Consider the following 25,420-nt stretch of genomic DNA (forward strand, 5'->3'; position numbering starts at 1 on the left):
CCTATGCGGTGTAGGGCATCTGGCGCCTGCTGAAATGGCACGGCTGGTCGTGGAAGCAGCCCGCCTGGCGGGCCATCGAGCGTGAGGACACCGCGGTGCAACTGTGGCAGAAGGAGGTCTGGCCGCAGGGAAGAGCACCACGGCGGCGTCCGGCGGCTGGATCATCTTTGCTCTTGCTGAAACCAGTCACCAGTCTTGCTGTCGTTCCGACCTGGCACTCTCGCGACGGCTCATCAAGCACGCTGGGCCCGCACTTGGGTGAGTGCGGGCCCAGTGGCGCATGGAGTGCGAGCGTTACAGCTGCCGGTCCCCCTGCCAGGTGATGGACGTGAGCGCGGCCAGACCTCCATTGGCCAGGCCCTTGTAGGTCACCGCCCGGGCGGGACCCAGCTCGTGTGCGAGCCGCTTCGCCAGTTCCATCCCCTCCTGGAACAGCCGCTCCCACTCGGCGTCGTACTTGCCCTCCTCCCGGTCCCGCAGGTGCAGGTTCAGCGTGGTGTCGATGCTCTTCGCCCACGTGTACAGGTCGGCGATGAGGTTGTCGGACAGGTCCAGCGCGGCAGCAGGGTCGTCCGGGAAGAAGTCCCCGAACCCTTCGGCGCGCAGCGGACCGAACGCGTACTCGCCCTCGACCGTGACGTCGACCGGGTGCGGGGGCGTGCCGTGCTCGTCGCGCTCCCAGTGCAGTCGGTCGCAGCCCCAACACAGCCACTTCGCGGTCCGGTGGCGCTCGTCCCAGTAGTGCACGGACCAGGTCGACCCGAGCCGCCGGGCTAGTCGTTGGGCGGTCGCCAGCCCCTGCTCGACGTGCTTGCGCAGGTCCGGGCGAGAGGCGAAACCGTCCGTCGGGCGGGACAGTGACCAGGCACGCAGTGCGTCCGCCAGATCGGCCGGGAGGGCCAGACGCTCGTCGTCCAGCGGGACGGTGCGGGTGTAGGCGCCGAGGTCGTCGTAAGCCGCGGGGTCCTCGGGCTCGTGCAGCGGGGACGCCTCGCCCCGGGCTTGGACGAGCAGGGGGTAAGGGTGTTCGGCTGTCATGCGGGATTGGCTCCGATCACATATCCGTTGTCGCCCACGCTAATGGCCAGACGCTGGGTCTTGCCCTGGAAGGTGACCTCGTAGATCATCTTGTTGGCCCCCTGGGCGCCGACCCGCGTGCCCTCGGTCAATGCGCTCTTCACCAGGGCCGGGATGTCCTCCACCCTGACTCCCGCGGTCGCGAACTCTCCCGCGTGCCGGAACATGATGTGGATCAGGCCCGAGTAGACGTCGCCCTTCTCCAGCCAGGCGAGGGGCACACCGGGCTTGGAGAACTCGGCGATCCAGATCGTGTTCGTCTTGTCGAACTTCACCCCGGCGTCCGTGAGCCTCTCGAGCAGCTTCGGGTCGAGGGCGGGACGGTGGATCTTGGCCCGTTCCGCCACACCGGCTGCGATACGCAGCCCAAGGCCGGCTGCGCTCGTGGCGTCGCCGACCTGGGCGGCGCCCTTCTCCCCGTAGATCTTCTTCAGATCCGCGAGAACCTGAGCGGCGTCCTCACCGGTTTTGATGGCCTGTTCGGCCCGTACGGCGAGCTTGGCCGCTTCGGCGAGTTTCTCGGCCATCGAGGGCGGTACGAGCGCCGCGGCGGCCCAGGCGCAGCTGGACTTGTCACCGTGGTAGCAGCGGACGGCGTCGCCCAGCACGATCTCGTACAGGACGGCACCGGCCTTGTCCCCGAAGAGGTTCTGCCAGCCGATCCGGGTGATGTCACCGAAGCTGAAGTGGTGGGTCCAGTTGTTCGTCTGGTTCTTGAGCGTCTCCGTGCCGAGGAACAACGTGTCCGGCTGCGGGCAGCCGGCCTCAGTGGCGGGGACGTCGGGATTGAGGCAGTAGTAGTAGCTGACGGTGACATCGAGGTGCAGCTCGTACGTCACTGTGCAGCCCTGAGGCACGTAGTCGCACTGGTTGAGTTGCTTGGCCGGTCCCGCCTCCGTGACCTTGTCGACGACGTAGAAGACACGGCCGAGGCCGGTTCCGGCGCCCGTCGAGACCTGCTTGTTCGCGTCCCCGCGCTCGGTTTGTTCGGCTGCCTGCTGAGCGGATTCCGCGTACTTCTGAGCGTCCTTGGCTGCTTCTTCGGCGGCGGTGGCGTCCGCGTCGGCTCGATTGGCTGCCGCGCGGGCCTCGTTGGCGGCCCGTTCCGCTGCGTCGGCGGCCTGGCGGGCTGCCTCGGCATCGAGGGCCGCCTCGTCGGCGGAGGCGCGGGCGTCCTTGGCATAGCCCTCGGCCCTGCCGGCTGCCGCGTCGGCCGCTGCGGCGTCCTCCGTGGCCTGCCGGTCGTATGCGATCGTGCGTGTCAATGATTGCGCGGCCTTGGACGCGGCTTCAGCGGCATCGGCCGAGTAGCCGAGTGCTTCATTGGCGTAACCGCGGGCCTGTGAGGCGTAGTTGGCGGCGTCGGCGGCGCTCTGGTAGGCGGCCTTGGTGTCCGCGGCTGCCTTGTCGGCGAGGCTCTGGGCGAGGGCTGCTTCCTTCTTGGCGTTCTTGGCATGCGCCTCGGCCACAGCGACCTGTTGCTCGGCGATGATCTTCGACCCCTGGCCGGAGAGCACCACCAAGGGGGCCGCGGAGTCGGTGGTGATGTAGGGCGAGCCCAGTTGGATGGCGTCGTTGGCCGGCTTGGCGACCTGCGCTGCCGCCTGACGGGCGTCGGCGGCTGCCTGGGCGGTGGCATAAGCGAAGCCGGCAGCCTTTGCCGCTGCTGCCCGGGCTTTGTTGGTCTCCCTCTGCGCCTCGTCGGCATGGGACTTGGCGTCTTTGGCGTGCTGCTCGGCCTCGTCGGCGTCCTTGACGGCAGCGTTGGCCTCGGCGGCGGCGTGCTGGGATGCGGTGATGGCGTCCGCTGCGGCGCTGGTGGCCGTCCTTACTGCGGCGTCGGCCTTGAGTTGGTCTGCCTGGGCTGCGTCGGATGCAGCTCGGGCCCTGGTTGCGGCGGCTTCAGCACGAGTGGCTGCGGCATCGGCGTCCGCTGCGGCCTGCGTAGCCGCGTTGGCTTCACCTCGCGCCGACTTGGCCGCTGATTCGGCGGTGTCGGCTGCGTGGTCAGCCGTGTCGGCTGCGGCGCGGGCCTCGGTGGCATTGTCGTCGGCGTCGTGTGCGTCGGCGTACGCATCCTTCGCGTCCGCCTTGGCGCGTGCGGCATCCGCCTTCTGCTCGGCGTCCCAGGCATCATCTCGTTTGGCTTTGGCGTTGTCGCGGGCCGTCTCCGCCGCTTGACGTTTCTGGGAGGCCGTGGTTGCCGCGGCGTCGGCCTTCTTCTTTGCTTCCTCCGCCGTCGACTGGTAACTCTGGGCGTTGCGCTTGTGCTCGGCGGCCTCCGCCTGCTTGGCGTCCGCTCTCTCCTTCTGTGCCTCGGCCGTCTTCTCCTCAGCCTCCGCTGTCAGCCGCTTGGCGTGCGCATCGGCCGCCGCGGCCTTGGCGTCGGCCTCGGCCTTGAGTGTCTCCCGCAGCTTGCTTTCGGCAGTCTCCTTGTCCGTTTTCGCGTTGTCGCGGTGTTCCTTCGCGGAGGCGGCGGAGGCTTTGGCCTGCTGCTCGGCGAACTGCGCCGCCTCTTTGCGGAACTCTGCCTTCGACTGGGCGGCCTGTGCCAGTGCGCGCTGCGCGATCGTCGCACTGTCGGAGGCCGAGGCGTGCGTGGCTGCCTCGGCGGTCTGCGCGGCGACGACCATGGCGTCCAGTGCGGCTGCCGCGCCATGGGTGACCTGTGCCTTTTGCTGGGCGACCAGCAACCCACGGCCGCGCGGGGCCCCGTTGGTGTCGGCGGTGGCGTAGGCGGCCTGTTCGGCGGTGTCGGTGGTGGTGACGGCCCGCTTTGCTGCGGCCGCCTGCTGCTTGAGCAGGATCAGCTGAGACTTCGTCACTGACTGGGCACTGGCCAGGCTCTTCTTGGCCTTGTCGAACTGTGCGGCATCGGGCTTGGTGGGCTTGCTGCTGCCGGCTCCGCCGGGGGACCAGTAGGACTGCCACCGGGCAACGTGGTCGGCCACCCAGGCGTCGTGCAGCTGTGGACTCGCCCCAGGACAGGTCGGCGCACCACTCTGCGGCCAGGCCGCTGCCCTCATGCCAAAGACGCTCGACACCACCGCCGTCGACAGGCTCCTGTGCCATGCTCACGTCGTCCTGACGGAAGTCCCCTCGCCGCGACTGTCCCAGGCCACCAGTGGCCAAGGCGTCCAGCCCCTCACCGGCCCAGCTGACCGCAGCTGCCTCAGACTGCCGGTTCGGAAGGTAGCCGACGTGCTTGATGACCCGGTCGCGCAGGAGAAGGCACTCCTCCCGGCGGCGAGGGAGAGAGCCAAGCGGACGCTGGACCGCACGCGCTGCGATCACAGTTTGTCCTCGCCGGAACTGCGCGTCGCAGCCACCATTGACACCGGGTACAGCGCAAGCATCATCGGGCCGTTCGTTCGGCGTTCACACCGACCGCCAAACGGTGCACCTTCGTCCTCACGCATCGTCTTCGTCCTTGGCGTGCGGTGACCGGGAAGGCCGGGAAGATCCGTCGGGGTGCCGGCCCATCCGGTCGGATGACCAGGGGACATCCGATCCGGCAGGGGGCGCGGTGGCGGAACCCGTCCGGGTGCGCAGTCTGGCCGAACAAGCAAGAAAGGCAGCAGTCGCAGCGCCTCGTGCGCCGGGACGGCGCCGGTACGACGCGCCGCACACCTGACAAAATTCGCTGGCGCGTACAACCTTCCTGCTTCCACTCTGGTCTCCTATACCGGTACCAATCGCACCGAGCAGGAGCAGAAGCATCTCCATCAAGCACAAGGGCCTGGCCGCCATCGGCTGTGTGGCCCTGATATCCACCGCGTCCGCCGCATGCGGCCCGTTCGAGAAGGTCAGTGCAGGCACCAAGGTCCAGCGCGGATTCCAGAAACTGGGTGAGCGGAAGGCGCTCACCGCGGAGTTCCGGATCTCGGCGAACGAGAAGCAGATCTGGTCCGCGCTGAAGAACACCAAGGGCTTCCGGCGCGACTACGCCAAGATCATGGCCGGCCTCAGGCTCTCCGTGTGGTCGGCCCCCGACAAGCCGGTCAAGGACGTCTTCAAGGACCCGGAGGCCAACGTCCACATCCCGAGCGGATACGCGTTCGCGGTGGATGGCGGGCAGCCCGTCGTGGATGTCCGTTCCGACGGCAAGAAGATGTACCAGCGCATGGACTTCCAGCGCCTCGCCAAGCTGACGCCTCAGGGCAGCGCGAACCTCGCGCGCCAGAAGGGCGAGCTGGACAAGCTGCCGTCGCCCCTCAAGGAGATGACGAGCGGGCAGTGGGTGGCGTACGACGTCAAGGACTTCGAGGAGTTCGCGAAGAAGAAGCAGCCCGGCCCCGGCGCCGGCCCCGCCACCCAGCTCAAGGTCGAGGACCAGAAGAAGGTGATGGACGCCTTCGAGAAGGCGTTCATCGACAACGCCGACCTCAAGGACGCGGGCAGCAAGGGCGGTGCGGACCACGTGACGGCCACCGTGCCCGCGAAGAAGGCCATGACGACCCTGGCCAAGGGGCTGGAGCCGATCGCGGAGAAGAACCCGTCCCTCGGTTCCCTGAAGGGCAGTGTCGAGGACGTCCCCGAGAAGGACATCGCGCTCGACATCGCCATCAAGGACGGCGCCGTCTCCGAACTCACCCTGGACCTGGCCCAGTTCGCCGACGACGACCAGAAGGTCGACGGAGAGCTGCCGCTGTCCATCGAGCTCAAGGGCGAGGCCCCCGCGTTCGAGGCTCCGTCCGGCGCCAAGGTGATCAAGCCCAAGGACCTGGAGCGGGCTGTCCGCGAAGTGCAGTCGGCCGAGCGGCGCGAGGCCGGTAGGGGCGCGGACTCGGACTCGACCGGCGGCAGCTCCGCCGAGATCGAGCAGCAGCTGGAGAAGATGCGCAAGCTGGAACGGGAGAACCCCTCCCCGGCGATGACGAGGCTCCGCCGGCAGATGGAGGACCTGCTCGAAATGGCGCGCAGCGCGGAGGCGCGGCAGCACGAACGACAGGTGTGAACGAGGACGCCCCCGTTGAATCAGCCATGCGCGGGGGCGTCCGCCCTAGCCCGTCGAGGCCGCCGCGTCCAGCGCCAGCCGGTGCGCGCCGGCGTAGACGTTCATCGACCGCCCGCGCAGGAAGCCGACGAGCGTCAGCCCCGTCTCGGCGGCGAGATCGACGGCCAGTGAGGACGGCGCGGAGACCGCGGCCAGCACCGGGATGCCGGCCATCACGGCCTTCTGCGCCAGTTCGAACGAGGCCCGCCCGGAGACCATCAGCACGCCGGACGACAGCGGCAGCCGGCCGCTCTGCAGCGCCCGTCCGACGATCTTGTCCACCGCGTTGTGGCGCCCCACGTCCTCGCGGGCGTCGAGCAGTTCGCCGTCCGCCGAGAAGAGCGCCGCCGCGTGCAGCCCGCCGGTCCGGTCGAAGACCCGCTGGGCGGACCGCAGCCGGTCGGGGAGGTCGGCCAGCGTCTCCGGGGATATCCGGAGCGCGGAATCGGGGGCGGCCGCCAGCGGCCAGCGGGCGGTGGTCCGCACCGCGTCCAGGCTCGCCTTGCCGCACAGCCCGCAGGACGACGTGGTGTAGACGTTGCGCTCCAGCGTCAGGTCCGGGACGACGACCCCGTCCGCCAGCCGCACGTCCACGACGTTGTACGTGTTGCCCCCGTCAGCCGTTGCCCCGGCGCAGTAGACGATGTTCGCCAGCTCGTCCGCGCTCGCCAGGACGCCCTCGCTGACCAGGAAGCCCGCCGCCAGGGCGAAGTCGTCGCCGGGGGTGCGCATGGTGATCGCCAGCGGCTTGCCGTTCAGCCGGATCTCCATCGGCTCCTCGGCGACCAGGGTGTCCGGTCGGCTGCTCACCGCGCCGTCGCGGATCCGGATGACGCGGCGTCGCTCGGTGACCCGTCCCATGTCTGATCAGCCCCGGTTCTGTGTGCGGTGGTGGCCCGTCCGTCTGCGGTGGTGTCCCGTCCATTGTCCGGTAGGTGCGGTCGTCCGGCGTCGCCGGCACCCGGCGCCCGCGGAACGCCGCGGCGGCCTGTGGGGGAGCGGATGCGCTCGGTAGACTGTAGACGATAGCCAATTGAGGAGGGGGCCACGATGCTGTCCAGAGGTTTGCCGCAGGGCACCGTGCCCAAGCTCGAACGCCCCGGCCCGCTGCGCGAGCGCGTCTACGAGGCGCTGCTCGAACTCATCACCACCCGCGCCCTCCGCCCCGGCCAGCACCTGGTCGAGAGCGAGCTGGCGAGCCACCTAGGGGTCTCCCGCCAGCCGGTCCGCGAAGCCCTCCAGCGGCTCGACGCCGACGGCTGGGTCGACCTCCGCCCCGCCCAGGGCGCCTTCGTCCACGAGCCCACCGAGGAGGAGGCCGACCAGCTGCTGACGGTGCGTACGCTGCTGGAGGCCGAGGCCGCCCGGCTCGCCGCGGCGCACCCCGACCCGGGCGGCGTCGCCGAGTTGGAACGCCTCTGCGACCAGGGCGAACGCGCCGTCCAGGACGACGACGTGGAGACCGCGGTGGCGCTCAACGCCGCCTTCCACGCCAAGGTGACCGAACTGGCCGGCAACGCCGTCCTCGCCGAGCTGGCCGCGCAGGTCGGGCGGCGGGTGCGCTGGTACTACACCCCGGTCGCCCGCAGGCGCGGCAAGCGGTCCTGGGCCGAGCACCGCGAGCTGATCGCGGCGATCGCCGACGGCGACGAGGCCCGCGCCGCCACCGTCATGCGCACCCACACCGAGCACACCCGGCGCACGTACCACGAGCACGCCGGCGAGGACGCCTGACACCGGGGCGCGACCGCCGACGGCCGATCCTCGCCCCCACCCGCCCGCACCCGTCCGATCCGCGAGACCAGCAGCGATGACCGGCCCGCCGCCGGGTAGGGTGCAGGCGATCACGCACCACCTGATCACGGACGAACCATCTTGAACCCGACCAGAACGGCGAGACGTACATGAGCGAAGGGACAGCACCGGCGGCCGGCGACGCGGCCTCCGTCGCCGACGAGGCGGCCCGCGAACGGCTGCTCCACCTGCGCAGCAGCATCGACAACCTCGATGCCGCACTGGTGCACCTGCTCGCCGAGCGGTTCAAGTGCACCCAGCAGGTCGGCGAACTCAAGGCCCGGCACAGCCTGCCGCCCGCCGACCCGGCCCGCGAGGCCGCCCAGATCGCCCGCCTGCGCCGCCTGGCCGAAGACGCCCGCCTGGACCCGGCGTTCGCGGAGAAGTTCCTCAACTTCATCATCGGCGAAGTCGTCCGCCACCACCGAGCCATCGCCGACCGGGCGGGGACGAACGGCGAGGCCAAGGCCGAGTAGCCCACTCGTTGGCCGGCAGCTGATCATTCGGGGGCCGGGGCGACCGCCGAGGAAGGGCCAGGGCGAGGCCGTGCGGGCGAGGACGGCATGGCTGCGACGAACTGCAACCTGCGGAAGGGCCAGATCGGCAACACGTTCGGCCAGGCCGATGGGAACGTCGCCGAAGCGGTCTCGGACTCGCCCCGCTCCACCGCCCGCCGCTCAGGCCGCTACAGAGGATGCTCGCGTTTTCTCGCTCATGAGACGTCGCATCTCCCATCGACCACATATCGGCGGCCACCGCACACAACCAGCACGGCATGGTCAGCCCCTTGCGTAGCCGACCGGTTACCGACGAGAGCCGAAGCGAGATCTCACGGCATGCGCGGGTCGGGACGGCCGGCCGGTTGTGCCCTGTTCGTCTCGGTGTCCGGCTCGACCGGGACTGCGGACCGGTCCGGTGCCACAGTGGAACGTGTGACGTCGTAGAAGGGCGGACGGCATGTTGGTTCTGGGGCTTCTTCTCCTTGCAGTGACCGGGGCCTTCGTCGGTCTGCTCATCGCCGCCAACCTCTCCGGTGGTCCCGATTACGGTGTGACGGTCCTCGGCAACCACATCGTCACCTTGAACAGCCTCGCGATCTTCCTTGCGGGAATCGCCCTGACCTTGATCATGGGCTTCGGCTGTGCGTTGATCGCGTCCGGTTCCGCGAGGGTCCGTCGGCGGCGGCGGCTGTCGGTCCACTGAGGAGGGTGACCATGGCGTCGAACGAGGCACTGACGGACTACCGCCGTAAACGCGACTTCACGAAGACCGGGGAACCGAAGGGCGACCGCTCCGAAACCGCTCGTCACGGCCCGTGCTTTGTGGTGCAGATCCACGATGCGAGCACCCTCCACTTCGATTTCCGCCTGGAGGCGGACGGGGTGCTGAAGTCGTGGTCCGTTCCCAAAGGGCCGTCGGACGACCCCCACGACAAACGTCTCGCCGTGCCGACGGAGGACCATCCGCTGGACTACCGGGACTTCGAAGGCGTCATCGCCGAGGGCGAGTACGGCGCCGGCACCGTCATCATCTGGGACGAAGGCACTTATCGAAACATCACCACCGACCGTCACGGCAAGGAGGTCGGCCTCGCCGACGCTCTGGAGAAGGGCCATGTGTCGTTCCGGCTCGACGGCTCCAAGCTGCACGGTGGCTACGCGCTCACCAGGATCCGCAAGAGCCAGGACGAAGGCCGCGAGGCGTGGCTGCTGGTCAAGCACGACGACCAGCGAGCCTCCCCCCACGGCACGCCCGACCCCCACCGTGCGCGGTCGGTGCGCAGCGGACACACGCTCAAGCAGCTCGCGGCCCGCGGCGGCAGCCGATGACCGGGTTCCTCGACCGCCTGCCGAGGCAGCAACGACAGCCGCTCCGCCGCGCGCCACGCGACCGGTCGGCCGGGCCGCCGATGCCGGCCGTACTGGGCGACCGCCGCGCCTTCGGTGACGGTTGGCTCTTCGAGCGGAGGCTGGACGGCGTGCGGGCCCCGGCCATACGCGACGGGGGCGAGGTGCGGTTGTCCTCCCGGAGCGGTAAGTCCCTCAACGCCACTAGTCCGGAGCTCGTCGACACGCTGACCGCGCAGGACTGCGGAGCCAAACGCACCGAGGGCACCTGTGTCCACTTGCGTTCCGCCGGCTGGCTGAGGCTCAAGTGCAGTGCGGGGCAGGAGTTCGTCATCGGTCGCTTCACCGAACCGGCCGGCAGCCGCGTGGGGTTCGGGGCCCTGCTGGTCGGCCAGATCACCTTCACCGAGTGGACTCGGGCCGGCCGGTTGCGTCACCCGCGCTTCCTTGGCCTGCGCGACGACAAGCGCGCTGTCGACGTGGTCCGCGAAGAGCCGGCCGGAGGGGCACCATGAGCGCCGCGCTGAAGCTGCGGGCCGGACGCCGCACCGTGGAGATCAACCGCCCGGACAAGGTGCTCTTCCCTGACGACGGCCTCACCAAGGCCGATCTGGCCGAGTACTACCGCAGTGCCGCCCGGGCGATGCTGCCGCACCTGCGCGGGCGCCCGTTGATGCTGGAGCGGCATCCCGACGGCATCGGCGACGAGGGCTTCCTGCAGAAGGACGTGCCGGACTACTTCCCTGACTGGGTGCACACCGCCGAACTGCCCAAGGAGAACGGCAGCGTCACCCACGCGCTCTGCGACGACACCGCCACCCTTCTCTACCTCGCCGACCAGGCATCCATCACACCGCACCGCTGGCTGGCCAAGGCCGACCGCCCCGACTGCCCCGACCGGCTGGTCTTCGACCTCGACCCACCCGGCAACGACTTCGCGCCCGTACGGCAGGCCGCCGGTCTGCTCCACGACCTGTTGGACGAACTGCGCCTGCCCAGCGCCCTGATGACCACCGGCTCCCGGGGACTGCACGTCCTGGTCCCGCTGGACCGTCGCGCGCCCTTCGACGACGTCCGCGCCTTCGCCCGCGAAGCCGCCGAGCTGCTCGCCGCCCGGCACCCCGACCGCCTCACCACAGAGCCCAGGAAGGACGCCAGGCGCGGCCGGCTCTATCTCGACGTACAGCGCAACGCCTACGCCCAGACCGCCGTCGCACCCTATGCGGTGCGCGCACTGCCGGGCGCCCCCATCGCCACGCCACTGGCCTGGTCGGAGCTGGACGAACCCGACCTCACCGCAAGGCGGTGGACCCTCACGACCATCGGAAACCGCCTGGACGACACCCCATGGCACGACAGCCTGCGGCGCGGCCGGTCCCTGGCTCCCGCCCGCCGACGCCTGGCACGTCTGGGCGACGACGCGTGACGCGCCTGCCCCCGGGGCTGCACCGTTTCGGCGACCGACAGCACGCGCTATCCCGACCGCCGACCGGGGCCGGGCCGAAATACCGCTCATCCGGCCCGGCGAAGCCGCGTCTACTCGCTGCGCTCGGCCTCGCGCGGCCAGCGCGCGGTCTCGTCCCGCGTGACCCGGTACGCGACCTCGAACCGATCGGCAGACATCCGTGTGCGGTTCACCTCCACGGCCTGATCGCCCACGCGGGACACGCGTGTGACCACCAGAACCGGCAACCCGGCTCCGATCCGCATCTGCCGCTGCTCGCGGTCGTTCGCGGGGCGAGCCCCTACCGTCTCCTCCCAGGAGATCGCCGCGCCGAAGTGCTCTTCAATCCGGTCGTAGATGCCCCCGGGCCCGGTCTTGGCCGCACCGAGGACCGGCAGTTGGCCGACGAGGGTCATCGGCAGGTAGGACGTGGCCAGTTGGAGGGGGTGCGAGGCTTCCGGCGGGCCCACGGCCCGGTCCCGGATCATGACGTGCTCACCCTTGGCGACGCCGAGCAGTTCCGCGACGTCGGCCGGCGGTACGCCCACTTCCTGGGTCGGTGTGCCGATGCCGCGCCAGTCCTGCGCGTTCTGGTCGAAGAAGTAACCCAGCTCGTCCCGGTAGACGTGCTGATCCCGAGCCGCTGTCGGCGTCGGGGCCGGCGGCCGGATGAACGTGCCGCGGCGCCCCTCGCTGTAGAGCAGTCCCTCCGAGACCAGGTGCTGGACCGCGCGATTGGCCGTCTGGCGGGCCACTTCGTAGCGATCCTTGAGCTTGTCGATGCCGGGGATCGGTCGGCCGGTCGGCCAGATGCCGGCCTCCACGTCGGCGCGGATACGGGCCGCAACCTCCCGGTAGCCGGACATCTCTGACTCCTCTCGGGCCACTCCTCACCTCCTATCCTAGGTAAGACCCATCTGTACGGGGTGGTGTCCTCGCCGTGCAAGTTGCCCAGAACTCATGCCAGTTCAGGCCCGTGCGACCCCTGCCCTGCCACGGGGAGGAACCCGCATGCCCGCGAACACTATCCCGGCCAACCAGCCTCTGGCCGACCCGACGAACCCCCTCGCTGCTCACCCTCACCGCACGCCACCTCTACGGCGTCACCGCCCCGGCCCGAGCCCATCGTGCAGCCGCACGCCGCCACTTCCGCACGGCGACGCCCAGTGGCGGGACCACGCCCACCACGACGCCACCTGACGTGACGACCCTCGGCCACCCGGATCAGACCCTGGTGCGGGTCACCGGGATCCACAGCTGCGCGTCGGACTGCGCCGGGTCGTCCTGCGACGGGCGGGTGCGCAGGATCTCCGGGCCCGGACGGTACTCGTACGGGTTGGACGGGATCCACTGGGCGGCCACGTCACCCCACATCTGCTGCAGCGCCTGCGGGAACGGTCCGGTGTTCTCGAACACGGCCCAGGTGCCCGCCGGGCAGTCCAACACGTCGAGGTCCTCGGGCAACGCGGCGACAGTGGTCACCACGGCGTGGTAGTAGTCGAGTTCGCTGCCCTCCTCGAAGCCGTCCGTCGACACGCGCACGGTCGCCGCCACCACGCCCTCCGGGTCCTGGTCCGAGAGGTCGACGATCCGCAGCACCGTCTCCGGCGAGATGCTCCGGACGTGCTCGGCGATGTGCGGGTTGACGCCCTGGTAGATCAGCGGGACGCGGGCCTTCTTGCCGACGACCCGGAACGCTTCCTTCTCCACGATGCGGTAGCGCATGGTGCTGTTCCCTTCGACGGTGAGGCGGAAGGACAGCCGGGGCTGCGAGTTGAGAGCCGCGCCGGTACGCCTGGCCTCGCCGGGACCGACACCGTGCAGGGCGCGGAACGCCCGGGCGAATGCCTCCCCCGAGGTGTAGCCGTACCGGATCGCGATCTCCAGCAGGGTCGGTTCCCCGGCCAGTACTTCGGCCCCCGCCACGGTGAGCCGCCGGCGTCGGATGTACTCCGACAGCGACATCCCCGCCAGTGACGAGAACAGCCGCCGGAAGTGGTACTCCGACGTGATCGTGATCCGGGCCAGGGCGGACACCTCGATGTGCTGGTCGAGATGATCCTCGATGTGCTCCATGGCCTGGTTCAGCCGGTCCAGCAACCCCGGCCTCCTTCCCTCTCGATCACCAACGTCAGGAAGGAGCAATCCTGCCGCACCCGACATCCTGTGCCCGCTCCGGTCGGGTGCCGCAGCCCCACCGGGCAGTCTCATTGGGCAGTCCCACCGGGCCAGGCCCACACGATCTCGCCCAGTGACGAGTGCCGCTCAGCGCCTCAGCGCAGGCTGGTGACGGGGGTGTCCTGCCCCCGGCCCTGGCGGATCGCGATCTCCACGGGTGAGTACGCGCCGTCGGCCCGCTCCAGTTCGTACGGCGCGGCCGGCATCAGCGGCGGTTGGGCCATGAAGCGCGGCCGCGCCCCATGGTGCGGTTGCGCCGCGTGCACCAGGAACGGGTGGCACAGGAAGACGTCGCCCGGCGACCCGGTGGCGAGGGCGAGTGACCGGTGGTCGGACGCCGCCACCAGATCGGGCGCAAGGTCCAGCCCGCTCGCCCCGTCCTCCCCGTATTTCTCCAGCACCTTCGGCACGTCGAGGTGTGAGCCGACCCGGATCCGGGTCGGGGCGTCCTCCGCACCGACCTCGCTGAACAGGAACAGCATCAGCAACGCCCGGCCGCGGGAGCGCAGATTCGTGAAGTACCAGCTCTCGCCCTCCGGCAGATAGCTCCCCTCGATGTGCCAGCCCGCGTCGTCCGGCTCCTCGTCGTGCGGGAAGCGCAGCGGGAACGAGCCCAGCGAGTAGCGCGGCTCCCAGCGTCCCGCGCCGACGAGCAGGTCGTACGCGTGGTGCAGGACGGGGGAGTTGGGGGCGGCGGCGAACGGTCCCTGTGCCATGCCGCCCACCCAGTGCACCGGCTGCGTCCACGTCGCCGGATCGTCCGGGTCGCAGCCCGTTTCCCGCCACAGCAGCCGCGCGCAGTCCGCGGCCACGCGCGGTGCCACGGCGCCCTCCAATTTCACGAAGCCGTCGCGGAGGAAACGGGATACCAAGGTCGTGTCATCCATGCCGTCATCGTGCAGCGGCACCGGCCCCGATCACCCGACCTGTTCCGCACCGCTTTTGTCGGGTGTCCACCGAGCCCAGTCGCTCGGCGAACCATCGGATGGTGCGTCGCACTCGTGCGGACGTGCCAGGCCGGGGTGCCGACCGAGGTCCCGCCGTCCAGTCCGAGCCGCCGGCGAGTCAAGCCACCGTCCCCCTACCGGCTGAATCCACCCGCGGCTCGGCCTATCTGGTCGGCCCTCGGGTAGGCCGCGAGGAATTGGCCTGCCGACGGGCCGAAGCGTGCGCACCGAGGAACGAGGACAGGGAGTCACCCGGCCATGAGCATGGAACAGCAGTACCTGAACAACCAGCAGCTGAAGGATCTGGTCGCCATCAGCGACTTCCAGGGCTTCCAGCCGGTGTCGACGGACAGCTACTCGGACGGGGAGATCCTCAAGACCATCACGGCCAAGAGCGGCATGAAGATCCTTCTCTTCTGCGCCATCCAGACCGCGGTCGTCGGCTCCGGCAACAAAGTCTTCGGCGAGTTCGTGATGAACGGCGAGAAGATCAACGTCAAGGAGATCTACAAGGAGTTCGACGTGCGCGACGACCTGAGCCTCCAGTCGAAGATCGATCCCGGTGAGCTGACGCCGCGCCGTCTGCAGCGTTTCTACCGTGTCCAGATCAACGAGTACCTCCTACAGAACCCGGATATTGCCCCGTATCTGTGGAAGAAGTACTCCACTTTGAAGGAGGAGTTCCGGGCCGTTACGTTTCCGGGCGCCGAGTCTCTGGTGGCAACCCGAGAGGAGGGGCTCTACCTGCTCGAAACGTACAAAACCCTCGATGACCGTCTGGGCCTCAACATCGCCGAGCGCATCCGACGGGTGCTGCTCGCACGGGGGGTCATTACCATCCAGGACATCGTCGAGTAGTGGCCGCGCCGGGGCCGGCGAGGCGGTTCCTGCTGGTCCAGTTCTTTGGGCTCCAACCGGTCTCCCGTGCGTGGGATGTCTTGGCGAGGGGCACGGCGTCAAGGCCGAGACCTGGGGTCGCACGGTCGAGTGGTCCTCGTTCGCTCGTCTCGCCCGGTGGGGAGATATCGCTCCGGTCAAGTGGTGTCGAGACGTAGGAGGCAAGGCATGGATATCCCGGCAGTGGATGAAGTCCTGGTGGAGGGGCTGAAGGAGGGGATCGAGGAGTCGGTCCCCTTTGAAGGCTCCGAGGTGACACCGGAGACGCTGGCGGCCCATAAAGAGAGCGTGGGCGGGTTTCTACGTGGCAAGTGGGAGCAGGGGGTGCTGAAGGGCAGCATTCCCGAGGAGGCGTTCTCCGTGCAGTGCGACGAGAAGAACAACCCGCCGGCTGCCGTGGCTGAGGGCATCGTGACGTGCGACATTGCCATCGCTCCGACCCGCCCCGCGGAGTACGTGGTGTTCTCGATCTCGCAGAGTGTCCTGAAACCGGCGTGAGCAGGTCTGCGGGTGAAGGGGCGGGAGTGCAGGGTTGTCCGGGTATTCCGAAATCCCCTACGTCCGGTAGGCATCGGAGAGGGCCGGGTGTTCGACCACCAACTCCCGCCGGAAAGGCGCCCCGCCCCTGCCGCAGCAGGGACGGGGCGTCTCCTATGCCGTGCTCGGGCCGGCGCGCGGTGGCCCGAGCGGTGGCCGGACGGCGGGGCGTCGTCAGTGGTGCGAGTGGGCGTGCTTGCCGAGCGAGGACTTGCCGAACGCGGACTTGGTGGCGCCCTGCGGCGACTTGAGCTTGTCCGCGGTCTTGGCGACGGCGTTGACGACCGCACCCACGTTGACCGGGGGCTTCTTGACGACGTTCTTGGCGATCGGACTGCTGTCGATCAGGTTCTTCGCGTCTGCCGCGACCCCCCGGTGGCCGTCGGCGAACGCGGGGGCGGCGACGCCCAGGGCCATTACCGCGCCGGCAACAACCGCAGCGGCCTTGGAATACGTCATGGTGGACAGTCCCTTTCTGCTTCGGAGAACAAGCGGCGTCTACCGCCGGCTCGACGGACGTCCCGCGAGCGCTCTTCCGCCCGCGGCACGTCTTCGTCGGCACACACCCAAACGGCCCCGTCGCCCGCAGGACACGGCACCGGTCCCCGCTGGTGCGGAATGCACCCGAACGTGTCGAAACAGTCAGGACATTTCCCGGCTGATGGGGCGGGGGCCGGGTGTCACGTCCGTAAGCGCCTCCGGCCCGGCTGGTGCAGCAGCAAGGTGAACGCCGCCGCCACCAGGGACACGCCTCCGGCCAGCAGATATGCGCCGTTGTAGCCCCAGGCGCCGACCACCGCCGAGCCCAGCCCGCCGCCGAACAGGCCGCTGACGAGCTTGCCGCTGTAGACCAGGCCGTAGTTGGTGGCGTTGTAGTTCTCGCCGAAGTAGTCGGGCGTGAGGGCCGCGAAGAGCGGATAGAAGGCACCGCCGCCGAAACCGGAGAGAAAGGCGAAGAACAGGAACAGCCACTGGCTGCGCAGGTCCCCGGCCCAGAGCACCCCGAACTGCGCCAGCCCCAGCACCACGATCACGAAGACCAGGGTGTTCTTCCGGCCCCACAGGTCCGACAGCCAGCCGACCACGGCCCGTCCGACGCCGTTGACGACCGACATCACCCCCATCGACGATGCCGCCACCAGCGGGCCGAACCCCACGTCCTTGGCGAAGTCCACCTGGAACGAGATCCCGAAGATCGAGACGCCGGCGGTCAGTACCACGCTCACCCACATCAGCGGGAGCATGCCGCTGCGGACCGCCTCACCGGGCGTGAACTGCCGTACGGCCGGCGGATTCCGCGCCAGCAACACAGCGCTTTTCCCGCTCTTCCCGCCGGAGTGCGGTCGCCCGCCGGTATGCGGCGGATCGACCTCCGCGGGCCACCAGTTCTTCGGTGGATCCTTGAAGAACCAGGCGCAGGCCGTCACCACGATCAGTACGTACACCCCGATGCCGTCCAGGATCTCCTTGAAATCACTGCTGTCGAAGGCGTAGTTGAAGACGAAGATGAACGGCAGTGCGCCGTAGGCGAATCCGCCGTTGACGAACCCGGTCTTCGCGCCACGCCGTTCCGGGAACCATTTGCCCACCATGTTGATGCAGGTGGCATAGACGAGTCCGGAGCCGATCCCGCCGACGAACCCAAAGCCGAAGATCGCCGCCAGGACATGGTGGAAGTGCCCCAGGGCGACGAAACCCAGCAGGGTCAGCACCGCCCCGACGAACATCGCCCGCCGCGCGGTCAGCAGGCCGCGTTCCCGTAACCAGCCTGCCGGAAAGGCGATTCCGGCCTGGCAGAACACCCAGACGCTGAGAATCCAGAAGGTGTCGCCCTGCGTCCAGCCGTGGGCGTGCGACAGCGTGCCCTCGGCCGATCCATAGGCGTATTCGGAGACGCTGATGGCCATCATCGCGACCCACGGCAGATACACCATCAGTTTTCGCGAGCGGTCACCGAGCAGTTCCCGGTCGCTTTCGCCGACCCGGTACACCCGCCCCTCTCCGTCGACGATTTCCTGAAATGTCGTTGCCGTCGTTTCCGCGCCGTCCCGCCCGCTGCGGTCCATACCCTCACCTTGAAATCCTCGGAATGGAAAGAACTCGACCGGCAGAACTCGGTCGGCAGAAACCAGTCGGCAGAGTCCGGTCGGCGCGGCGCGCCCGCCGCCCACCCCCGTCGTGCACCCGGAGAACTGCCTGCCCGGAGAACGGCCTCCCCAGAGAGCTTCCTGCCGGTAGGGCGGGTTCAGGAGCCGAGCAGCAGCCCCGCGGCCCGCGCCCAGCGGTACTTCGCGCCGAGCACCGCCACCGGCCGCTCGGTCGTGTACGGGTACGCGACCACCCCGCGCTCGAAGAGCCGCGCGGCCGCCTCCTCGACCTCGGTGTCGCCGGCCAGCGACGCCACCACCGGCTTCTCGATCCCCTGCGCCCGGAACTCCTCGACCACCCGCCCGGTCAGCTCCGCGAAGACCGCCGGCGGGGTGACGAGGGTGTGCCAGTAGCCCAGCACCAGCGCATGGATCCGCGGGTCCGACAGGCCCAGCCGGAGCGCCGCCTCGTAGGTGGCGGGCGGCTCGCCGCCGGTGATGTCGATCGGATTGCCCGCGGAGCCGAACGGCGGGATCAGGCGGCGGAACGCGGCGTCGAGATCGGCCGGGATGTCCATCAGGCGCAGCCCGTTGTCGACCAGCGCGTCCGACAGCAGCACCCCGGAGCCGCCCGCACCGGTGATGACCACGACGTTGTCGCCCCGGGGGACCGGCAGTACCGGCAGCGCCCGGGCGTACTCCAGCAGGTCGGCGAGGCCCGGCGCCCGGATCACCCCCGCCTGCCGCAGGATGTCGTCGTAGACCGCGTCATCGCCCGCCAGCGCACCGGTGTGCGAGCCGGCGGCCCGCGCCCCCGCACCGGTCCGGCCGGCCTTCAGCACCACCACGGGCTTCCTCTGCACCGTCTCCCGGGCCGCCGCCACGAACGCCCGGCCGTCCTTGAGGTCCTCCAGGTGCATCGCGATGCAGTCGGTGTGCGGATCCTCGCCGAAGTACGTGAGCAGGTCGTCCTCGTCCACGTCCGCCTTGTTGCCGAGCCCGACGATCGCCGAGACGCCCGTCCGGGTCGTCCGGGCGAAGCCCAGGATCGCCATCCCGATACCGCCGGACTGCGAGGTCAGCGCCACCCCGCCCTTGACGTCGTACGGGGTGCAGAACGTGGCGCACAGGTCCTGCCAGGTGGAGTAGTAGCCGTAGATGTTCGGCCCTAGCAGCCGGATGCCCCACTGCGCGCCGATCGCCACGATCCGCTCCTGCAGGGCGTGTTCACCGGTCTCGGCGAAGCCGGACGGGATCAGCACGGCGTTCGGGACGCCCTTGCGGCCGGCCTCCTCCAGCGCGGCCGGCACCAGCGGCGCGGGGATGGCGAACACCGCCACGTCCACCTCGCCCGGCACCTCCAGCACCGACCGGTACGCCTTGCGGCCCAGGATGTCGTCCGCGGTGGGGTGCACCGGATGGATCTCACCGGGGAACCCGCCGTCGAGCAGGTTGCGCAGCACCGAGTGGCCGATCTTGCCCGGTGTGCCGGACGCCCCGATGACCGCCACCGAACGGGGCCGCATCAGCCGCCGCATCGCCGCCAGGATCTCCTCCCGGCTGTGTCGCGGACGCTCCGTCGGCGGCCCCGCGCTCAACAGCATCCGCACGTCCGCGGCGACCGCCCCGTCCGCCGACGCGATCACCGGATTGAGGTCCACCTCCGCCAACTCCGGGAAATCCGCGGCGAGTTGTGAGGTCCGAACGATGAGATCGACCAGTGCCGCGCGGTCCACCGGCGGCCCGCCGCGCACCCCGCGCAGCACCTCCGCAGCCCGGATGCCGTCGAGCATCGACGCGGCGTCCTCCGCCGAGGCCGGCGCGAGCCGGAAGGTGACGTCCTTGAGCACCTCGACCAGGACTCCGCCCAGCCCGAACGCCACGACCTTCCCGAACGTGGGATCGGTGACCGCCCCGACGATCACCTCCTGCCCCTCCGGCACCATCTGCTGCACCTGCACCCCGGCGATCCGGGCCTGGGGCGCATACGCCCGCGCGTTCGCCACGATCGCGGTGAACGCCTCGCGCACCTCGGCCGCCGAGTCGAGACCGGTCCGCACTCCGCCCGCCTCGGTCTTGTGCGGAATGTCCGGCGAGACGATCTTGAGCACCACCGGGAAGCCGATCCGGTCGGCGAGCGCCACGGCGTCCTCGGCTTGCTCCGCAACCCCCTCGGCCGGCACCGGAATCCCGTACGCCTCCGCGATCACCCGCCCCTCGGGAGCGGTGAGCACCTCCCGTCCCTGCCTACGGGCCTCCGCCAACACGCGGCGGATCACGAGTTTCTGACTTTCAGTCACCCTGACTGTCTCGCCGGCCATCAGATCACCCCCTCCGCCTGCAACACCCGCAGCTCTTCCTCGTCCAGTCCCATCTCCGCGCCGTACACCTCGGCGTTGTGCTCGCCCAGCAGCGGTGAGCGGCGGACCTCGACGGGGGAGTCGGAGAGCTTCAGCGGTGAGCCGACCGTGGTGAAGGTGCCGCGTTGCGGATGCTCGACCTCGACGACCATCCCGTCGGCGGCCAGCGACGGGTCCTCGATGATCTCCTTGGTCGACAGGATCGGCCCGCACGGGATGTCGTGCGCGGTCAGCCGCGCCAGCACCTCCCACTTGGGCAGCGTGCTGCTCCACTCCTCGATGAACCGGAACATCTTCGACAGCTTGGGCAGCCGGGCCTCAGGCGTCGCCCAGTCCGGGTCCACGGCCAGTTCCGGCCGCCCGATCAGCTCGGTGAGCGGCCGCCAGCCGACCGGCTGCACGATCACATAGACGTAGTCGTTGGGCCCGCCGGGCGCACACCGCACCGCCCACCCCGGCTGCCCGCCGCCGCTGGCGTTGCCGCTGCGCGGCACCTCGTCGCCGAAGTCCTCGTTCGGATACTCGGCCAACGGGCCGTGTGCCAGGCGCTGTTGGTCCCGCAGCTTGACCCGGCAGAGGTTGAGCACCGCGTGCTGCATGGCGACGTTGACCCGCTGGCCGCGGCCGGTCCGGGTGCGCTGGAAGAGCGCGGCGAGGATGCCCGCGACGCAGTGCACACCGGTGCCCGAGTCGCCGATCTGCGCACCGGTCGCCAGCGGCGGCCCGTCCTCGAACCCGGTGGTGGCCATCGCGCCGCCCATCGCCTGCGCCACCACCTCGTACGCCTTGAAAGCGGTGTACGGGCCCTCCCCGAAGCCCTTGATACTGGCGTAGACGATCCGCGGGTTGATCTCCTGGATCCGCTCCCAGGTGAACCCCATCCGATCGACCGCACCCGGCCCGAAGTTCTCCACCAACACATCGCTACGGGCGATGAGCCGCGCCAACAACTCCTCCCCCCGCGGCGTCTTCGTGTTGAGAGTGACACTGCGCTTGTTGCAGTTGAGCATCGTGAAGTAGAGCGAGTCGGCGTCCGGGACGTCCCGTAGCTGACGGCGTGTGATGTCGCCCGTCACCGCCTCCACCTTGACCACATCGGCACCCAGCCAGGCAAGCAACTGCGTTGCGGAGGGCCCGGACTGAACATGCGTCATATCCAGCACGCGAATACCTTCAAGCGCCTTCGACACGACGGATTCCTCCCGCTCCCTACTTGTACATGGTCTGGTTCATCGTTCCGGGGGCGTAGGCGTCCGGATCGATCCACACATTGATCAGCGAGGGCTTCCCGGACTCCCGCGCCCGCCGCAGCGCGGGCCCGATGTCCGCCGGATCCCGCACCTCCTCGCCGTAGCCGCCCAGGATCTGCGCGAACTTGTCGTAGGGCACGTCCCCGAGGGTGTTGCCGACCCGTTCCCGCTCCGCGCCGTACTTGGCCCGTTGGCCGTAACGGATCTGGTTCATGGAGGAGTTGTTGCCGACGATGCCGACGAACGGCAGGTCGTAGCGGACCAGCGTCTCGAAGTCCCATCCCGTCAGGCTGAACGCACCGTCCCCGAAGAGCGCGACCACCTCCTTGTCCGGCCGGGCCTGCTTGGCGGCGAGCACGAAGGGGATCCCGACGCCGAGCGTGCCGAGCGGCCCGGGATCCATCCAGTGGCCGGGCGACCGGGGCTGCACCACCTGACCGGAGAAGGTGACGACGTCCCCACCGTCCCCCACAAAGATCGAGTCTTCCGTCAGAAAGTCATTGATCTCGCTCACCAGCCGATACGGATGGATCGGCGAGGCATCCGACCGCAACTGCGGCAACCGCTTGTCCAACGCGGCCTGCTCCACCGCCCGCAGCTCGTCCAGCCACTCCTTGCGCCGGGCCGCGCCGCCGTCGATCCGCCCGGACGCGGCCTCCGCGACCGCCTTGAGCACCAGGCCGGCATCCCCCACGATCCCCAGATCGACATCCCGGTTCCGGCCCACCGTCCGGTAGTCCAGATCGATCTGGACCACCGTCGCCTCGGCCGACAACCGCTTGCCGTACCCCATCCGGAAGTCGAACGGTGTCCCCACGATCACGATGACGTCGGCGTTGGCGAACGCATACCGCCGTGACAGCTGGAAGTGGTGCGGATCGCCGGGCGGCAGTGTCCCGCGCCCGGCCCCGTTCATGTACGCCGGGATGTTCAGCGCGCGCACCAGTTCCACCGCGGCCGCCGTCCCGCGCGTCGTCCAGACCTGGCTGCCCAGCAGGACCGCCGGCCTCTCGGCCCGGACCAGTAGATCGGCCAGCCGCTGCACGTCCTCGGGATCGCCGGCGGAACGGGTCGAGGCCCGGTAGTGCCCGGCCCGCGGGACCCGCGCCGTGTCGGCCGGCACCCTGGTGTCCAGCACATCGCGCGGAATCTCCAGGAACGACGGCCCCGGCGCACCGTGGAAGCACTCCCGGAACGCCATCGAGACCATGTCCGCGACCCGCGCGGTGTCCGGCACGGTGGCCGCGAACTTGGTGATCGGCGTCATCAACTCGACGTGCGGCAGGTCCTGCAACGACCCCATCTTGTGCTGGCTGCGCGCCCCCTGGCCCCCGATCAACAACATCGGCGACTCGGCCCGCAAGGCATTGGCGACACCGGTGACCGCATCAGTCGTCCCGGGCCCGGCGGTCACCACCGCACACCCCGGCCGCCCCGTCAGCCGCGCATACCCATCCGCGGCATGCGCAGCCACCTGCTCATGCCGCACATCCACCACAGCGATCCCCTCATCCACACACCCGTCATAGATATCGACGATGTGCCCCCCACACAGCGTGTAGACCACCTCGACCCCTTCGCCCTTGAGCGCCTGAGCAACCAGGTGCCCACCGGAGACGAGGCGGGTAGCACCCTCGGCCCTCTGGACCTCCCGGACGCCGCGGGCAGCTTGAGCGTCCTGCGCGTCACGGCGGTCTCCGCCTCCTCGGCCGCCTCCGCCTCCCCGGCCGTCCTGAATTCCGCCGGCGTTCTCGATCTCCCGCCTATCTCCGGGCATGTGCATCGCTTCCCTTCGGGGTGCTGTCGCTGTGCCGCGAGCGGAGGCCCCGGGGCGCCGACTGGCCGCTGTCCCCGAGGAGCCAGGTGACCTGAGCAGCCAGCCGAACCACGACCTCCCCTGAAGACTGTATACAGTCTTCAGTCGACGAATACTGTATGAACCGTTATCCCTCACTGCCCGCCCGTTGTCCAGGGGAAGCGCGGGCAGCCAACGCCGATCACGCCATCCGGGCGCCTGTGTCCGCCCTCACCCCTGGTGAGAGCTGCAACGGTCGGGGAGGGGGTAGGCGAGGGCGGGTGAATCTCCGGCTCACCGCTCCCTCCGCGCCGACCGGTCCCCGACTTACCCCGTAATGCCCCATAAGCGGCACCTGCGCCTGGCGTGGATACGCAGGTGAAAGGCGCTCCGAAACCTTGGTATTGTTGTCCATGTCGCCGCGGGGAACGCCCCGCGAAGATCACCTGAGTCCGGGTGGCGGAATGGCAGACGCGCTAGCTTGAGGTGCTAGTGCCCTTTATCGGGCGTGGGGGTTCAAGTCCCCCCTCGGACACTCTTGGTATGTACATGTTTGAGAGGGTTGTGACTCTACGGTCGCAACCCTCTTCTGCATGTCGAGGGCCAGTTTAAGCCCGAAGCCCTCGTATAGAGGGCGTTTGCGTTCGGGGGCGGCGGCGAGGAGTCGGTCGGTCATCGCGCCGAGCACGGAGACCATGTGGTGGATGTGCTCTGTGGTGAGGATCTCGGGGTGGGCCGTCGTCGTGGCGAGGAGATCTTGATGGGCTGAGGCTTTCTCGGTCTGGGCTTGGTTGATCCACGTGGTGACGAGTAGGGGGTCGGCTCCGGCGTCGAGTGCGGCCCGGTACTGGGTGATGCGCCGGTCGCATTCGGTGATCGTGCGTCGCGCTGCCGCGGCGGCTGTGGTGTCGGGGGACTGTGTGGCCTGTTGTTGCAGTGCGCGCAGCGTGGTGGTCAGTCGTCCGGGGGCGAAGGTCGTGGCGATCCACTTGTCGAGTGCGGGGAGGATGAGTTCCTCGCGTACGTAGACGGTCAGGGGGTGGTCCAGGGCGGTGGTTTTGGCGTATTCGGCGGTGTAGCGGCAGCGGTAGTGCGGTTTTCCGTTGTTGAAGGTGCCTTGCATCTTGCGGTGGCACAGGGCGCAGTGGATCAGACCGCGTAGGGCGTAGGCACGGTCGGTGGGGCGGGGCTTTCGCTCCAGGTGGGTCTGTGTGCGGCGGGCTTGGCGCTTGGTTTGAGCGCGGGTGAAGGTGGCTTGGGAGATCAGTGGTTCATGGACCGGTTGTGCGGACCAGATCCATTGCTCGGGGGCGTTCCAGGTGAGTTTGGTGCGGTGGCCGAGGGTGACGTCGTCGATGTCGAGGAGGACTTCGTCCTTGCGTTGTTTGTTCCAGACTTCGTGGCCGGTGTAGCGGGGGTTGGCGAGGATGGCCCGGACGGCGCCCTTGGACCAGGCGTGACCGGGGCGGTGCGGGTTGCGGACGCGGTCGTGGGCGGAGGGGCAGGGAATGCCGTCACACGTCAGGCTCTCGGCGATGGCGTAGAAGCCCTTGCCGCGGAGGTATTCGGTGAAGATGCGCACCACGACCCACGCGGTGTCGGGGTCGGGTTCGAGGCGGTGGAGGCGTTTGCCGTCGGCGGCCTTGGCCGGATTGGGGTGTGGACCCGCGTCGCCGATGCGATAGCCGTAGGGGGGTCGGCCGCCGAGGTAGCGGCCTTCGATCTGGGCTTGGGAGGCCATGGCGGTGCGCACGCGGATCTTGATGCGGTTGCGTTCGCCCTTGCTCATGCCGCCGAAGACGGACATGACCAGGTCGTGTGCCTCGTTGTTCGGGTCGATGGGCCCGCCGACTTCGGGGACCCACAGGGGGACGCCGAAGTGGACGAAGAGGGGGAAGGTGTTGCCGAACTGGTTGCCGTAGAAGGTGCGCTGGGGCTCGCCGATGACCACGGCGTCGAAGCCCCGGTTCGGGTCGCGCAGGGCGTTGAGGAGGGCGGCGGCTTGGGGGCGGCGTTTCCAGGGCAGGGCGCGGGAGTGTCCGGCATCGAAGTACTCGGTGACGATCTCGCCGCCGGCGGGTTCGATGAGAGCGCGGGCGCGGGTGAGCTGCCAGTTGCGGGAGGTCTCGGGGTCTTGGAGGTCCTCGGTGGAGCAGCGTCCGGCGAAAGCGAAGTGGACCATAGGGCGTTGGCTCTCTGGGCTTGGTGTGC

21 protein-coding genes, 1 tRNA gene and 2 pseudogenes are annotated in these 25,420 nt (G+C 69.3%); 12 read left to right on the top strand and 12 right to left on the bottom strand.

Annotated elements, in window-relative coordinates:
• The first annotated feature begins 29 nt into the window (after positions 1-29).
• The gene (locus K2224_RS37240; RefSeq protein WP_260693927.1) at positions 30-323 is read left to right on the top strand and encodes a hypothetical protein; all 294 of its coding nucleotides are present in this window, start codon (positions 30-32) and stop codon (positions 321-323) included.
• Here K2224_RS37240 and K2224_RS37245 read toward each other — a convergent pair.
• Both K2224_RS37245 and K2224_RS37250 read right to left on the bottom strand, forming a co-directional pair.
• Positions 295-1,038 (bottom strand): hypothetical protein, encoded by a 744-nt coding sequence (locus K2224_RS37245; RefSeq protein ID WP_221911518.1) that lies wholly within the window; start codon positions 1,036-1,038, stop codon positions 295-297. The two genes, K2224_RS37240 and K2224_RS37245, sit on opposite strands and share 29 nt — an antisense overlap.
• Positions 1,035-3,956 (bottom strand): annotated as a pseudogene (locus K2224_RS37250) (virulence factor); the annotation flags it as partial. The gene K2224_RS37245 and the pseudogene K2224_RS37250, both read right to left, overlap by 4 nt.
• A gap of 142 nt (positions 3,957-4,098) precedes the next feature.
• Between K2224_RS37250 and K2224_RS41155 the strand changes: the two are divergent.
• Positions 4,099-4,227 (top strand): annotated as a pseudogene (locus K2224_RS41155) (ATP-binding protein); the annotation flags it as partial.
• A gap of 607 nt (positions 4,228-4,834) precedes the next feature.
• Positions 4,835-6,034, top strand: coding sequence for a hypothetical protein (locus tag K2224_RS37255; RefSeq protein ID WP_221911520.1), 1,200 nt, complete (start codon positions 4,835-4,837; stop codon positions 6,032-6,034).
• 45 nt (positions 6,035-6,079) lie between these two features.
• On the opposite strand, the gene fdhD is transcribed toward K2224_RS37255, so the two are convergent.
• On the bottom strand, positions 6,080-6,934 hold the full coding sequence (gene fdhD, locus K2224_RS37260; RefSeq protein ID WP_221911521.1) for a formate dehydrogenase accessory sulfurtransferase FdhD: 855 nt from the start codon (positions 6,932-6,934) through the stop codon (positions 6,080-6,082).
• A 189-nt stretch (positions 6,935-7,123) separates the two neighbouring features.
• Here fdhD and K2224_RS37265 point away from each other — a divergent pair, with 189 nt between their 5' ends.
• From K2224_RS37265 to ligD, 6 genes are all read left to right on the top strand, one after another.
• A complete protein-coding gene (locus K2224_RS37265) occupies positions 7,124-7,807 on the top strand; it encodes a GntR family transcriptional regulator (RefSeq protein ID WP_221911522.1) in 684 nt (227 codons plus the stop codon).
• A gap of 170 nt (positions 7,808-7,977) precedes the next feature.
• A complete protein-coding gene (locus K2224_RS37270; protein WP_221911523.1) occupies positions 7,978-8,343 on the top strand; it encodes a chorismate mutase in 366 nt (121 codons plus the stop codon).
• A gap of 481 nt (positions 8,344-8,824) precedes the next feature.
• A complete protein-coding gene (locus K2224_RS37275; RefSeq protein WP_221911524.1) occupies positions 8,825-9,070 on the top strand; it encodes a hypothetical protein in 246 nt (81 codons plus the stop codon).
• An 11-nt stretch (positions 9,071-9,081) separates the two neighbouring features.
• A complete protein-coding gene (locus K2224_RS37280; RefSeq protein WP_221911525.1) occupies positions 9,082-9,696 on the top strand; it encodes a DNA polymerase ligase N-terminal domain-containing protein in 615 nt (204 codons plus the stop codon).
• The gene (locus K2224_RS37285; RefSeq protein WP_221911526.1) at positions 9,693-10,229 is read left to right on the top strand and encodes a hypothetical protein; all 537 of its coding nucleotides are present in this window, start codon (positions 9,693-9,695) and stop codon (positions 10,227-10,229) included. Before K2224_RS37280 ends, K2224_RS37285 begins: the two co-directional genes overlap by 4 nt.
• Positions 10,226-11,140, top strand: coding sequence for a non-homologous end-joining DNA ligase (gene ligD / locus K2224_RS37290; RefSeq protein WP_221911527.1), 915 nt, complete (start codon positions 10,226-10,228; stop codon positions 11,138-11,140). Before K2224_RS37285 ends, ligD begins: the two co-directional genes overlap by 4 nt.
• A gap of 110 nt (positions 11,141-11,250) precedes the next feature.
• Here the strand turns inward: ligD and K2224_RS37295 are convergent, their stop codons facing one another.
• The 3 genes from K2224_RS37295 to K2224_RS37305 all read right to left on the bottom strand — a co-directional run bounded on the left by K2224_RS37295 (position 11,251) and on the right by K2224_RS37305 (position 14,223).
• A complete protein-coding gene (locus tag K2224_RS37295) occupies positions 11,251-12,024 on the bottom strand; it encodes a GntR family transcriptional regulator (RefSeq protein WP_221911528.1) in 774 nt (257 codons plus the stop codon).
• A gap of 358 nt (positions 12,025-12,382) precedes the next feature.
• Positions 12,383-13,258: an AraC family transcriptional regulator gene (locus K2224_RS37300; RefSeq protein WP_221911529.1), complete on the bottom strand. Its 876-nt coding sequence runs from the start codon at positions 13,256-13,258 to the stop codon at positions 12,383-12,385.
• 173 nt (positions 13,259-13,431) lie between these two features.
• Positions 13,432-14,223: a phytanoyl-CoA dioxygenase family protein gene (locus K2224_RS37305; RefSeq protein ID WP_221911530.1), complete on the bottom strand. Its 792-nt coding sequence runs from the start codon at positions 14,221-14,223 to the stop codon at positions 13,432-13,434.
• Between the two features lie 318 nt (positions 14,224-14,541).
• Here K2224_RS37305 and K2224_RS37310 point away from each other — a divergent pair, with 318 nt between their 5' ends.
• Both K2224_RS37310 and K2224_RS37315 read left to right on the top strand, forming a co-directional pair.
• On the top strand, positions 14,542-15,141 hold the full coding sequence (locus tag K2224_RS37310) for a hypothetical protein (RefSeq protein WP_221911531.1): 600 nt from the start codon (positions 14,542-14,544) through the stop codon (positions 15,139-15,141).
• A 207-nt stretch (positions 15,142-15,348) separates the two neighbouring features.
• Positions 15,349-15,678 carry a hypothetical protein gene (locus K2224_RS37315; RefSeq protein WP_221911532.1) on the top strand — a complete coding sequence of 110 codons (330 nt, stop codon included), beginning with the start codon at positions 15,349-15,351 and terminating at the stop codon, positions 15,676-15,678.
• 213 nt (positions 15,679-15,891) lie between these two features.
• Here K2224_RS37315 and K2224_RS37320 read toward each other — a convergent pair whose 3' ends face one another.
• The 5 genes from K2224_RS37320 to K2224_RS37340 form a co-directional block, all read right to left on the bottom strand.
• Positions 15,892-16,176, bottom strand: coding sequence for a hypothetical protein (locus K2224_RS37320; RefSeq protein ID WP_221911533.1), 285 nt, complete (start codon positions 16,174-16,176; stop codon positions 15,892-15,894).
• Between the two features lie 221 nt (positions 16,177-16,397).
• The gene (locus tag K2224_RS37325; protein WP_221911534.1) at positions 16,398-17,783 is read right to left on the bottom strand and encodes an OFA family MFS transporter; all 1,386 of its coding nucleotides are present in this window, start codon (positions 17,781-17,783) and stop codon (positions 16,398-16,400) included.
• Positions 17,784-17,962: 179 nt separating this feature from the next.
• Positions 17,963-20,125: an acetate--CoA ligase family protein gene (locus K2224_RS37330; protein ID WP_399021096.1), complete on the bottom strand. Its 2,163-nt coding sequence runs from the start codon at positions 20,123-20,125 to the stop codon at positions 17,963-17,965.
• Positions 20,125-21,354, bottom strand: coding sequence for a formyl-CoA transferase (gene frc, locus K2224_RS37335; protein WP_221911536.1), 1,230 nt, complete (start codon positions 21,352-21,354; stop codon positions 20,125-20,127). The genes K2224_RS37330 and frc overlap by 1 nt, the downstream gene beginning before the upstream one ends.
• 19 nt (positions 21,355-21,373) lie before the next feature.
• Positions 21,374-23,017: a thiamine pyrophosphate-binding protein gene (locus tag K2224_RS37340; RefSeq protein ID WP_221912193.1), complete on the bottom strand. Its 1,644-nt coding sequence runs from the start codon at positions 23,015-23,017 to the stop codon at positions 21,374-21,376.
• A gap of 642 nt (positions 23,018-23,659) precedes the next feature.
• On the opposite strand from K2224_RS37340, the gene K2224_RS37345 reads away from it, so the two are divergent.
• A tRNA-Leu gene (locus K2224_RS37345) sits at positions 23,660-23,744 on the top strand.
• On the opposite strand, the gene K2224_RS37350 is transcribed toward K2224_RS37345, so the two are convergent.
• Complete coding sequence (locus tag K2224_RS37350; RefSeq protein ID WP_221911537.1) at positions 23,709-25,391, bottom strand: recombinase family protein; 1,683 nt, start codon at positions 25,389-25,391, stop codon at positions 23,709-23,711. The genes K2224_RS37345 and K2224_RS37350 overlap by 36 nt on opposite strands.
• Positions 25,392-25,420: the final 29 nt, after the last annotated feature.

Source organism: Streptomyces sp. BHT-5-2 (assembly GCF_019774615.1).
GTDB lineage: Bacteria > Actinomycetota > Actinomycetes > Streptomycetales > Streptomycetaceae > Streptomyces.